This window comes from Actinoplanes sp. CA-051413 (assembly GCF_050955795.1).
Lineage (GTDB): Bacteria > Actinomycetota > Actinomycetes > Mycobacteriales > Micromonosporaceae > Actinoplanes.
In genome coordinates this window covers 5,670,825-5,682,745 of record NZ_CP192100.1, presented here as the reverse complement: position 1 = coordinate 5,682,745, position 11,921 = coordinate 5,670,825, and the positions used below count along the sequence as shown (strand labels likewise).

Genomic DNA, 11,921 nt, shown 5'->3' with positions numbered 1-11,921 from the left:
CCGGGATCACTTCCGGGACGGGGCCGCCGCGCTCAGAAAGCCCGCTTTGACCAGAGTCCGGCTGAGCGGCCGCGCCAGCTCTGCGAGCCGCGCCGCGCCGTCGGCCCCGAGCACCTGGTACGCCGGAGCGGCCAGCCGGTCGGTGTCCGCCTCGATCCCGTCCCGCAGCGCCCGTCCCTCGTCACTGAGCTCCTCGCCGGAGATCAGGCCCCGTTCCCGCAGCGCACTCTCCTCGTCCGCCCACTCTTCCCGGCTCCAGCCCCGGCTGGCCCGCAGGAACCGGCCGTTGGCCTGGCCCGACGCCGCGTGCAGAATGATCGACTGCAACCCGCTGACCCCGGCCACCAGCAGCGCCGCCACGTGCGCGTCACCGCGGAACTCGCGCAGCAGCGTCTGGGCGTGCCACAGCACCAGGTGCGGCGCCTGCGGCCAGTCGAGGCCCGCGTGCGCGGCGAACAGCGGCCGTCCCGCGGCGTACGCGATCGCCGACTCCGCCGCCCGCCGGGCCAGCTCCGCCGCCTCGGCCACCTCGGGGCTCTGCACGACGTCGCCCAGGCCCCGGACCAGCGCCGCGTCGGCGGCGTCGAGCCGGGCCGCGACCGCGGTCGCCGGCGACACGATCTCCCAGGCCGCCGGCAGGGCCCGGGCCACCAGGCCGGGGTGGAAGTTGTAGAACGTGGCCACCACCGGCCCGGGACCGACCGGGCCGAAGGCGGCGCCCCGGGAGGCGAAGTAGTCGACGCCGGCGGGCACGCCGAGCGCCGCGAAACGCTCCCGCACCTCCGGGGCGAAATAGATCATCGCGTGCAGCGGCTCGGCGAGCCGCCAGGCCTCACGGGCGAGGGCGGGCGTCACATCCATGCCCGCCATCCTGTCATTACCGGCTAGTAGGGTGCGACGGTCAGGGACGACATCCCGGCTGCCGCATCGACGTCGACCCGGTCGACCGCAGCGGCCCAGCTCGCCGGCGTGAAGGTCTGCCCGGCGGCCACCCCGGCGTGCCGCTGCCCGTCGAGAGTGACCTGCCCGGCGCCCCGCCCGACCCGCACGCGGACCGGCGTCCGCTCGGCGGTGTGCACGTCGAAGAGGCTGACCCCACCGGACATCCGGACGCTCAGCGTGCCGTCCGGCCGCGGCAGCGTCAGGGCGATCCGGCTCGCGCCGCCGGTCAGATCCACCCCGCCGACCCGCCCGGCGCTGAGGTCGATCGTGGACACTTGGGCGCCGCCGGCGATCCGCAGATCCCAGCGCACGGCCGCGTTGAGGGTGATGTCGACGGACTCGGCATCACCGTCGAGGCGCAACCGGACCCGGCCGTCCTGCTCGTCGGTGCGCGGCACCACGGCGCCGGCGTCCGGCGTGGTGATCCGGTAGAGGGTGTCGCCGAGGTCGGCGGCCCGCAGGGTGACCCGCTCGGCGCCGTCAATGAGATCAAAACCGGCACTGGTACGCCCGTCGCGGGCGGCAGTGGCCAGGTGCGGGGCGGAGGGGGCGGCGGCCACCGGCGGGCTCCAGCCGGAGGGGGTGGCGCCGGGGTCACCGTCGCGGCTCAGGGCCACCACGGCGGCGCCGGTGAGCAGGAGGGCGGCGGCTGCGATTCCGGCACCGACCAGCCAGCCCCGGCCGGGCTGCGCCGGCTCCCCGCCGCTCACCGGATGACCCCCGGCCAGGGCAGCAGGCGAATGTTGCTCCTCACCGCCACCGTCATCAAGCCGGACACCGTCACTCGGCGGAGCGGATGGGGTTGGTCCGACGGGGTTGTTCGGCCCGGTCAGCAGGTCGTTCAAACTGGCCTGCCTCGCCGGGGCGGGGCGGGGACCGCGCCGCTCCAGGGCCGGGATGCGCCGGGCCCGCGAAGACTTGTTCAGCGCGAGCGACAATGCGGCGCCGGCCAGGGTGGGCGTCGAGGTCGCGGCGAGCATGGCTTCGGTGACGACCGGCAGCTCGACCGTCGGTTCCTCGCCGGCCAGCGGGGTGCCGGGCTCGGGCCAGTCCGGCGGTGGCCGCTGCGGCGATCTGTCGGTGGAGCCGGCGTCGGGGATTCCGTGCACGGTGATACCTCCATGTCGGTGCCGTCCACCGGTACGGAATCCGGCGCTCCCCGGATCGGTTCTCCCCAGAAACTTGCGTGTCCCGCATCTTTGCGTGGCCCGCAACTTCGGCTACGGTGGTGGGTATGGGACTCCGTGAGCGCAAGAAGGCCGAGACCCGGGCCGCGCTCAGCTGGGCGGCCATCCGGCTCGCCGTCGAGCGGGGTTTGGACAACGTCAAGGTGGAGGACATCGCCGCCGCGGCCGGGGTGTCCCCGCGCACCTTCAACAACTATTTCGCCGGCAAGGGCGATGCCATCGTGTCGCGTCACCTCGAAAGGCTGCGGCGCGCCGCCGACGACTTGCGGGCCCGGCCGGCCGACGAGCCGCTGTGGACGGCCATCACCGCGGTCGCCCTGGCCCAGCTCGAGCCCGGTCCGGAGCTGGCCGCGCATCCGGTGGCCGATCAGGAGGCCTGGGCCGCCGGGGTGCGCACGATGATCGCCGAGCCGGCCCTGCAGGGCGACCTGCGGCGCGCCGGGGCGCTGGCCGAGGCGGAGGTCGCCGCGGCCGTCGCCGAGCGCACCGGCACCGACCTGAGCAAGGACATGTATCCGCACCTGGTGGCCTCCGTCGTGATGGCCGCGAACAACGTCGCCCAGGCCCACTTCCTGCGCGCCGGCCCGCACGTGTCGATGCCGGAGCTGCTGACCGAGGCACTCGCCCGGATCGCCGCGGGCCTGCCTCCGCCCTGAGCGGCCGCCACCTCGACATTCCCAGCGTCAGCCCGCCGTCCATCGGCGGGCCGGTGCCCCGTACCCGGAAGAGGGTTTCACCATGATCGACGTCGTCATCGCCGGCGCCGGGCCGAACGGCCTCATGCTCGCCTGCGAGCTGGCCCTGGCCGGGGTCCGGCCGCTGGTCCTGGAGCGGCTGCCCGAGCCCACCACCGAGCAGCGCGCCAACGGCCTGGTCGGGCAGGTCATCCGCATGCTCGACCGGCGGGGCCTGTACGAGCGGCTCGCCGGCACCCCCGGTCCACCCCGCCCGGCACCCGGGTTCACCTTCGCCGCCTTCCCGCTCGACCTGCACGACCTGCCGGACAACCCGCTCTACACGATGCTCGTGCCGCAGCGGCGGATCGAGCAGATGCTCACCGAGCGGGCAGCTGAGCTCGGCGTGACGATCCACCGTGGTCACGAGGTCCTCGGCCTGACCCAGAACGAACGGTCGGTGACGGTCGAGGTCGCCGGCATGGCCCCGATCGAGGCGGCCTACCTGGTCGGCGCGGACGGCGGGCACAGCGTGGTACGCAAGTTCGCCGGCATCGCGTTCCCCGGCGTGACCAAGGACGACACGGTGTCGCGGACGGCGCATGTCAGCGTGCCGGCGAGCATGGTCGACGCGCACGGGGCGCTGCACGTGCCGGGCTTCGGGGTGCTGCCGCCGTTCCTGCACACCCGTACCGAGCAGGGCTTGATCGCGTGGGCGCCGATGCCCGGCCGGGCCCCGCTGGTCAGCGTGGGGGAGCGCCACCGGCCCGGCGACGACGTGGGTGACGGTGAGACCAGCATTGCCGAGCTGCGCGCCGCCGCAGGCCGGGTGCTCGGGGCCGATCTGCCGCTCGACGCCCCGGACGGGCCCGGTCCACACCTGCTGCGGCGGGCCGTCGGCGGCAACACCCGGCTGGCATCGGCGTACCGGGCCGGGCGGGTGCTGCTGGTCGGCGACGCTGCGCACGTGCACTCCGCCATCGGTGGCCCCGGCCTCAACCTCGGCCTCCAGGACGCGATCAACCTGGGCTGGAAACTCGCCGCGGAGGTGCTCGGCCACGCCCCGGTCGGGCTGCTGGACACGTACGAGTCGGAGCGCCGGCCCGTCGGCCGGCGGGTGACCATGCACACCCGGGCGCAGTCCGTCCTGATCGGCCCCGGCGGTGAGGTGACCGCCCTGCGCGAGCTGGTCGGCGAACTGCTGGCGCTGCCGCAGGGCCGCCGGCACATCGCCGAGCTGATCTCCGGGGCCGACATCCGCTACGACACCCCGGGGGCCGAAGGACCGCACGTCGGACGCTGGGCGCCGGACGTGCCGGGCCTGCGGGAACTGACCCGGTCCGCGCGCCCGCTGCTGCTCGACCCCACCGGCCGGCTGGACGTGGGCCCGTGGGCCGGCCGGGTCGACGTCGCCGCCGCCCCGGGTCTGCCGGCCGCGCTGCTGCTGCGCCCGGACTGCTACGTCGCCTGGGAGGGCACCACCGGCGACGGGCTACCCGAGGCCATGGCGACGTGGTTCGGCAAGCCCTGACCGGCCCCGGACGAGTTGTCGGTGGGTGCCGCTAATCTGCCCTGATGGACGACCTGGCACAGCGGCTCGCGGAGTTGACGTTCGCGGACCTCACCCAGGACGAGGTCACCGGCCGGATCATCGACGAGGTGGCGGCCTGGGGCCTGGCCCAGGGCTGGCGCGTCTACCGGCGCGCGCCCAGCGTGGTCCGGCTGCCGCCGCCGATGGACAAGCAGCATTCGGTGCTCGACGTGGCCCTGGCTCGCCCGGCTGCGCCGCCGATCGTCGTCGAGGTCGACCACACCGACCGCAAGCGGACGGTGGAGAAGCTGCTCGCCGAGGCTGCGGAGGGGCGCGTCGCGGTGTGGGTTCGTTGGGGGCCGGGCCGGTTCGCTGAGCCGCCATCGCCGATCCGGCTGGTGACTCTGCCGGTGACCCGGAGTCGTGGCCGGTATTCGCGGACGACTGCGCCGGATCGGCCGGCTCCGAGCCATTCGGCGGCCCCGGCCGGCCCTGGCGAGGCGGCCGAGCTTCCCCTGCCAGGGCCGGGTCAGGCCGCTTCGCTTCCCCTGCCGGGCGAGGCGGCTTCGCTTCCCCTGCCCACCGAGCTTCCGCTTTTCGGGCCTGGCGAGCGGCCGTTGTGACCGGCGGTGGGGCGGCGTACCGTCCGAGGTGGAGCCCGTCACCCGGAGGTGGTCGGCATGCGCTCTGCCGTGCTCGGTCTGGTGACCCTGCTGTTGCCCGTTCCTGGCCCGCGTTTCGCTCATCCGCGCGGGAGGCTGGCGGTCTGCGGTGAGGAGGTCTGTCAGTGGCGCAACTTCGTGCACGACCTGACGCCCACCACGACCTGCCGGCGTCATCCCGGCCGCACCGACTACGTGCCGGACGGGACCAAGCTGCGGGTCCGCTGCTTCCATGAGGGCTGCCTGCAGAGCTCGGTGCCGGTGACGTACTGGCACGACATGCACACCGCGCAGAACTTCTACTGCCCGACCCATCTCGTACGGGTCTGAGCGCGCCCGCTCAGCGCGCCCGGGCGGTGCGGCCCTTGAGGTGGCGGCCCATGGCGCGGGCGATCTCCCGGTTGGCGTCGCGTTCGGCGAGGGCCTGGCGCTTGTCGTACTCGCGCTTGCCGCGGGCCAGGGCCAGCTCGACCTTGGCCCAGCCCTCGTTGAAGTACAGCGACAGCGGCACCAGCGTGTTGCCCGGCTCCCGGAGCTTGTCGAGGATCCGGTCGATCTCGATGCGGTGCAACAGCAGCTTGCGCGTACGGCGCGGCGCATGGTTGGTCCACGAGCCGAAGCCGTACTCGGCGATGTGCAGGTTGTAGAGCATGAGCTCGCCCTCGTGTTCCTGGGCGAACGCGTCGACGATCGACGCGTACCCGGCGCGCAGCGATTTCACCTCGGTGCCGGCCAGCACCAGGCCCGCCTCGTACGTCTTGAGGACCGCGTAGTCGTGTCGCGCCTTCTTGTTCGTCGCGATGACCTTGCGTCCGGTCTCCCTGGCCGTGGCCGCCCCCTCGCTGTCGCCGGACCGCCGCTCTGCCTCTCATCCTCGCAAACGTCCCGGCCCGCCACCGCCCCGGCCGGGCAGCTCAGCTCAGCCGGTCGCCGTCGACCAGCTCGATGCCGCGCGGCAGCACCAGCCCGGCGGCGGCCAGGTCACGCAGCAGCCGGCTGAGCGTGGCCGGTCGCAGGCCGGTGTGCCCCGGTGCGTCCGGCGCCGGGACGTCGAGCGCGCGGGCCGCTTCCAGGGCGCTGTCGGTGATGGCGGCCTCGAGTGCCTTGAGCCGCCGGGCCCGCAGTGCCACGTCGGGGGAGTGCAGCAGAGCGTCGTGCTGGTGCAGGAGGCGGTGCAGGTTCGCCACGACCTGTTCGATCGGCGGCGCCAGCGGGCCCGGGTCAGGTTCCGGGTGCACCCGGCGCCACACCGCGCGCGCGGCCCGGGGCAGGTAGATGATCGCGCCGAAGGCCAGTGTCGGCGACAGCAGGATCAGCACGATCTGCGTGATCTGCCCGGCCCGCCCGATGTCCATGCCCTGCCCGATGTCCGTGCTCAGCGTCCCGTGGCTCCAGCGAAGTCAGATTCGTAGCTTCCGCGCGCCCGCGTCGCACTGTCAAGCGCCGGGACCGGCGCAGCGTGACCCCTTGTCACCATCTGCACGCGCCTGTCGCCGCCGTCTCCGCGGGCCGCGCGGAGTTAGATGGACCGGGTACGTGGTGGCACGGCGAGCAGGCACGGGAGGCAGGCACCGATGATCTTCATTACCGCGAAGTTCCTGATCAAGCCGGAGGACGCCGACAACTGGCCGCAGATCGCGGCCGCCTTCACCGCCGCGACCCGCGCCGAGCCCGGCTGCCTGTGGTTCGACTGGTCCCGCAGCCTCGACAACCCCGCCGAGTACGTGCTGGTGGAGGCCTTCCGCGACGGCGAGGCGGGGGCGGCGCACGTCGGGTCGGCCCACTTCAAGCAGGCCCAGCGGGACCTGCCGCCGCACCTGGCCGCGACCCCGAAGATCGTCAGTCAGACGGTCGAGCAGGACGACTGGTCCGAGCTGGGCGAGATGGCCGTGCCCGGCGAGTGAACGCCGGACGGCCCCGGACCTCCGCCCGGTCCGGGGCCGCCGCTTCGGGCCGGCCCAACTCTCGGGCCGGCCAGTTCGAGGGCCGGCCCAGTTCGAAGGCCGGCCCATTTCGAAGGCCGGCTCAGGAGAGAGCCGCCAGCAGGGCCGGGTACCAGCGGTCCGCGATCTTGCGGTTCCCGTTGTCGTTGGGATGCACGCCGTCCGGGGTGTCGGTCGCCGTGTTGAAGCCGGTCCACTGGTCGACCACCGTCACCGGCGAGGCCGCGGTGCTGGTCGCTGCCGCCCACGCCGGGATCGCCGCGTTGAAGTCGATCACCCGCTGGTTGCACTCGGCGCAGTTGCTCGGTGTCATCGGCAGGATCTGCGCCACCAGGATCTTCATCGCCGGGTTGGAGGCGCGCATCTGGCCGACCAGCTTGGTGAACGCCGCGAGGATCGTGGCCGGGGAGCGGTTGCTCCACACGTCGTTGGTGCCGAAGTGCATCATCACCACGTCCGGGTCCGTGGCCGACAGCCAGCCCGGCAGCTGGTTCTGGTCGGCGACGTTGGTGGCGAGGAAGCCGCCGTGGCCCTCGTTCTCACCGTCGTAGGTGAAGCCGCAGCCCTGCCCCGGCAGGGTCCCGACGAAGTCCACCGAGGAGGCCCGCCCGGCCTGCTGCAACCGCTGCCACAGCAGGGCCCGCCAGCACCCCGGAGACCCGGTGATCGAGTCGCCCAGCGCCATCACCTTGACCACGCCACCGGCCGGCGGCGGGGTGGTGGGAGGCGGGGTCGTAGGTGGCGGGGTCGTAGGTGGCGGGGTCGTGGGCGGCGGAGTGGACGGCGGCGGGGTCGACGGGGGCGGGGTGGTGACTCCACCGGTGCAGGAGACCCCGTTGAGCGTGAAACTGCTCGGCACCGCGTTGCTGCCGGTCCAGGAGCCGTTGAAGCCGAACGACGTGGACGCGCCGGTGGCCAGCGAGCCGTTGTAGCCGGCGTTGCGGACGGTCACCGCGGCGCCGGACTGGCTGACCACGCCGTTCCACAGCTGGGTGACGGTCTGGCCGGACGGGAAGCTCCAGCCCAGCGTCCAGGCGGTCACCGGGTCGCCCAGGTTCTTCACGGCCACGGACGCGCCGAAGCCACCCTGCCATTGGCTGGTCACCGTGTAGGTGACCTGACAGCCCGCGGCCGCGGACGCCGGCGCGGCCAGCAGACCGATGGGTACGGCGGCAGCCGCGGCCAGCGCGACCAGGATTCTTCTCGTCGACATCACATTCACCTCAGGTTGGGGACTTCGTCGCGGGTGACGACGTACGGGCTGGCGTACACGGCCTGGAAGGTCGACACGGGGTTGATGGCGGTGTCGCTGACGAACGTGCTGTGCCAGGTGTTGAACAGCACCCAGCGGGTCGCGGTCGACTCCAGCTGGGCGGGATCGGGGATGCGGCCGTTCTCGTGCAACGCGATCGGCACAGTGCTGCCGACGATGGCCTTCGTACGGTTGAACAGCGCGGTCAACGGCCCGTGATCGCCCGCATAGGTGTCCGCCCCGCCGATGTCCACATAGGCCTTGCCGGGCCAGAACGACGCCTGCGGCTCCCCGTTGTACGGGTGCAGCCACACCAGGTTGTGCAGTCCCTTCACCCGGGTCAGGTAGTCGAACATGTAGCGCCACAGCCGCACGTACTGGCTGCCGCCCTCCTTGCTCCACCAGAACCAGGTGCCGCCCGCCTCGTGGAACGGCCGCCACAGCACCGCACCGCCGCCCGCCTGCACCTGTGCGAGCTGGGCCGCAACGGCGTCCATCCGTCGCTTGAAAGTGGCGTTGTCGGTGCTGCCCTCGGTCAGCGCGGCGTTGATGTTCGCGGTGAGCTGCGAGCCGGCGTACCCGTCCTGGGACTGGTTGGGCGCGCCCATGTGGTAGCCGACCATCGGGATGCCGCCGGCGTTCCACCAGGCCAGCGCGCGGGCACCGAAGGTGGGGGAGTCGCCCATGTCCAGGCCCCGGATGGCCGGGTACTTGCCGGTGGCGTTGCGGATGTAGTTGATCTCGTAGTCCGGCCCGTCGATCCAGGTGGACTCCTGCTGGCCGGACAGGATGTGGTTGCCGTACTGGCTGTAGACGTAGCACAGCGACCGCCGGGCCGCGGCCGTGGCGGCCGGGTCGACCGGGGCGGCCGGGCAGGAATCAGAAGTGGGCGGAGTCGTGGGCGGTGGCGTGCCCACTCCACCGGTGCAGGCGACGCCGTTCAGAGTGAATGCCGATGGCGAGGTGTTGCCACCGGTCAGCGCGCCATTGAAACCGATTGAAACGGATGCGTCGGTCGCGATGGCCGCGTTGTATCCGGCGTCGCGCACGCTGACCGTGGCGCCGGACTGGCTGACCACGCCGTTCCACAACTGGGTGACGGTCTGGCCGGACGGGAAGCTCCAGCCCAGCGTCCAGCCGGTGATCGGGTCGCCGAGGTTCGTGACAGCGATGGACGCGCCGAAGCCGCCCTGCCAGGTGTTCGTGACGGTGTAACCGACCCGGCAACCGGCTGCCGCGGCGGCCGGGTCGGCGGTGACCACCGCTGTCGCCGCCAGCAGGCACGGTATCGCGGCCAACGCTGTCAGGCGGGTTCTGCTCATCATTCCTCCCGGGGAGAGGCGCGGCGCTGAACCGCGTAAGGAATACCCGGCATTGTGACATGGGAGCGCTCCCAGCAATAGGCCACAGATTTACGAAAGTTAATTTCAAATAAATTTCCGGGGCTTGACGGGAGCATTTCCCGACGGCAAGGTTGGGAGCGCTCCCAATCGACGGGCGTCACTGCGAGGGGACCACATGCGCACCATCACCAAGTTCGCCGGCCTGGGGGTCGTGGCGCTCGGCGCCGCGTTGCTCACGGCCGTCAATGCGTCGGCGGCGGCCGGCTGCCAGGTCACCTACGCGGTGACCAACACGTGGCAGGGCGGCTTCGGTGCCGCTGTCGAGGTGACCAACCTCGGCGACCCGGTGAACGGGTGGACGCTGGGCTGGAGCTTCCCGTCCGGCCAGACCGTCACCCAGCTGTGGGGCGGCACCGTCACCCAGTCCGGGGCCGCGGTCAGCGTGCGCGACGCGGGCTACAACGCGGCCATCGCCACCGGTGCGAGCGCCTCGTTCGGCTTCAACGGCGCCTTCACCGGCGCCAACACGAACCCCACGGCGTTCACCCTCAACGGCGTCGCGTGCACCGGCGGCACCACCACGACCCCGCCCACCACCCCGGCCGGCACACCTCCGGCGAGCACGACCCCTCCGACCTCACCGCCACCGGCGAACGCCGGCGGGCGGCAGATGGAGCGCCTGGACCGCGGCCTGATCAGCGTCCGTTCCGGCAGCGGCAACCTGGTCAGCTGGCGGTGGCTCGCCGCCGACCCGGCCGACGTGGGCTTCAACGTCTACCGGGGCACCACCAAGGTCAACGCCACCCCGATCACCGCCTCGACCAACTACCTCGACGCGGGCGCCGCGGCCGGGGCGGCATACACCGTGCGGGCCGTGGTCGGGGGAGTGGAGCAGGCCGCCTCGGGCGCCGCGCTGAACTTCGCCAACGGTTACCTCGACGTGCCGATCCAGAACCCCAACGGCTCCGCGTACGCGGCCAACGACGCCAGTGTCGGTGACCTCGACGGTGATGGCCAGCTCGAGATCGTGCTCAAGTGGGACCCGCTGAACGCCAAGGACAACTCGCAGTCCGGCGTCACCGATCCGGTCTACGTCGACGCGTACCGGCTCAACGGGACCCGGCTGTGGCGCATCAACCTGGGCCGCAACATCCGGGCGGGCGCGCACTACACCCAGTTCCAGGTCTACGACTACGACGGTGACGGCGACGCCGAGGTGGCCATGAAGACCGCCGACGCCACCGTCTCCGGCACCGGTCAGGTGATCGGCAACGCCTCGGCGGACCACCGTAACTCCAGCGGCTACGTGCTGGCCGGGCCGGAGTTCCTGACCATGTTCGACGGCCGCACCGGGGCCGCGCTGTCGACGGTGAACTACGAGCCGCCCCGCGGCACGGTCTCCTCCTGGGGTGACTCGTACGGCAACCGCGTCGACCGGTTCCTGGCCGGCACGGCGTACCTCGACGGCCAGCGGCCCAGCCTGATCATGGCCCGCGGCTACTACACCCGCACCGTGGTGGTGGCCTGGGACTTCCGCAACGGCACGCTGACCCGGCGCTGGACCTTCGACAGCAACAGCTCCACCAACTCGGGCACCGCCGGGCAGGGCAACCACCAGCTGTCGGTGGCCGACGTGGACGCCGACGGCCGCGACGAGATCGTCTACGGCTCGCTGGCCATCGACGACAACGGGGCCAAGCTGTGGAACACCGGCCATGGTCACGGAGACGCGATGCACGTGGGCGATCTGAACCCGGCGCGGGCCGGCCTCGAGGTCTTCAAGGTCGACGAGGACGCCAGCAAGCCGTCGTCGTGGTTCGCCGACGCCCGTACCGGTCAGGTCCTGTGGTCGACCCCGGCCAGCGGTGACAACGGCCGCGGCGTCTCGGCCGACATCTGGTCCGGCAGCGCCGGGGCGGAGTCCTGGTCGTCGGCCGCCGACGGCGTCCGCGGCCCGACCGGGTCCGTGGTCGCCACCCGCAAGCCCGGCTCGGCCAACTTCCTGGCCTGGTGGGACGGCGACCCGGTCCGGGAGCTGCTGGACGGCACGCACATCGACAAGTACGGCACCTCGGGCGACACCCGGCTGCTGACCGCGGCGAGCGTGCACTCCAACAACGGCACCAAGTCGACCCCGTCGCTGTCCGGCGACCTGTTCGGCGACTGGCGGGAGGAGGTGATCTGGCCGACCGCGGACAACACCGCGCTGCGGATCTACGCCACCCCCACGGCCACGGACCGCCGGATCACCACCCTGCTCCAGGACGCGCAGTACCGGCTCGCGCTCGCCTGGCAGAACACCGCCTACAACCAGCCCCCGCACCCCAGCTTCTTCATCGGGGCGAACATGGCGACGCCGCCCCGGCCCAGCATCACCCAGCCATGAC

12 protein-coding genes are annotated in these 11,921 nt (G+C 72.5%); 6 read left to right on the top strand and 6 right to left on the bottom strand.

The features are described from left to right. Positions 1-6: 6 nt before the first annotated feature. A complete protein-coding gene (locus ACQP2Y_RS26840; RefSeq protein ID WP_433717797.1) occupies positions 7-861 on the bottom strand; it encodes an SCO6745 family protein in 855 nt (284 codons plus the stop codon). Between the two features lie 23 nt (positions 862-884). Next, positions 885-2,051 (bottom strand): hypothetical protein, encoded by a 1,167-nt coding sequence (locus tag ACQP2Y_RS26835; protein WP_433717796.1) that lies wholly within the window; start codon positions 2,049-2,051, stop codon positions 885-887. Between the two features lie 125 nt (positions 2,052-2,176). Between ACQP2Y_RS26835 and ACQP2Y_RS26830 the strand changes: the two genes are divergently transcribed. The 4 genes from ACQP2Y_RS26830 to ACQP2Y_RS26815 all read left to right on the top strand — a co-directional run bounded on the left by ACQP2Y_RS26830 (position 2,177) and on the right by ACQP2Y_RS26815 (position 5,326). Continuing rightward, entirely contained in the window at positions 2,177-2,785 is a 609-nt protein-coding gene (locus ACQP2Y_RS26830; RefSeq protein WP_433717795.1) for a TetR/AcrR family transcriptional regulator, read from the top strand. A gap of 82 nt (positions 2,786-2,867) precedes the next feature. Next, positions 2,868-4,334, top strand: coding sequence for an FAD-dependent monooxygenase (locus tag ACQP2Y_RS26825; RefSeq protein ID WP_433717794.1), 1,467 nt, complete (start codon positions 2,868-2,870; stop codon positions 4,332-4,334). Positions 4,335-4,378: 44 nt separating this feature from the next. Continuing rightward, on the top strand, positions 4,379-4,957 hold the full coding sequence (locus ACQP2Y_RS26820) for a hypothetical protein (protein ID WP_433717793.1): 579 nt from the start codon (positions 4,379-4,381) through the stop codon (positions 4,955-4,957). 57 nt (positions 4,958-5,014) lie between these two features. Then, entirely contained in the window at positions 5,015-5,326 is a 312-nt protein-coding gene (locus ACQP2Y_RS26815; protein WP_433717792.1) for a hypothetical protein, read from the top strand. Positions 5,327-5,336: 10 nt separating this feature from the next. Here ACQP2Y_RS26815 and smpB read toward each other — a convergent pair whose 3' ends face one another. Together smpB and ACQP2Y_RS26805 are read right to left on the bottom strand one after the other, a co-directional pair. After that, complete coding sequence (gene smpB, locus ACQP2Y_RS26810; protein WP_433732076.1) at positions 5,337-5,798, bottom strand: SsrA-binding protein SmpB; 462 nt, start codon at positions 5,796-5,798, stop codon at positions 5,337-5,339. A 112-nt stretch (positions 5,799-5,910) separates the two neighbouring features. Continuing rightward, positions 5,911-6,351: a helix-turn-helix domain-containing protein gene (locus ACQP2Y_RS26805; protein ID WP_433717791.1), complete on the bottom strand. Its 441-nt coding sequence runs from the start codon at positions 6,349-6,351 to the stop codon at positions 5,911-5,913. Between the two features lie 219 nt (positions 6,352-6,570). Here ACQP2Y_RS26805 and ACQP2Y_RS26800 point away from each other — a divergent pair, with 219 nt between their 5' ends. Continuing rightward, on the top strand, positions 6,571-6,900 hold the full coding sequence (locus ACQP2Y_RS26800) for a putative quinol monooxygenase (protein ID WP_360826678.1): 330 nt from the start codon (positions 6,571-6,573) through the stop codon (positions 6,898-6,900). A gap of 121 nt (positions 6,901-7,021) precedes the next feature. Here the strand turns inward: ACQP2Y_RS26800 and ACQP2Y_RS26795 are convergent, their stop codons facing one another. Both ACQP2Y_RS26795 and ACQP2Y_RS26790 read right to left on the bottom strand, forming a co-directional pair. After that, complete coding sequence (locus tag ACQP2Y_RS26795; protein ID WP_433717790.1) at positions 7,022-8,152, bottom strand: cellulose binding domain-containing protein; 1,131 nt, start codon at positions 8,150-8,152, stop codon at positions 7,022-7,024. Between the two features lie 5 nt (positions 8,153-8,157). Then, a complete protein-coding gene (locus ACQP2Y_RS26790) occupies positions 8,158-9,513 on the bottom strand; it encodes a glycosyl hydrolase (protein ID WP_433717789.1) in 1,356 nt (451 codons plus the stop codon). Positions 9,514-9,709: 196 nt separating this feature from the next. Between ACQP2Y_RS26790 and ACQP2Y_RS26785 the strand changes: the two genes are divergently transcribed. Continuing rightward, positions 9,710-11,920, top strand: a complete 2,211-nt coding sequence (locus ACQP2Y_RS26785; protein WP_433717788.1) for a cellulose binding domain-containing protein — start codon at positions 9,710-9,712, stop codon at positions 11,918-11,920. Position 11,921: the final 1 nt, after the last annotated feature.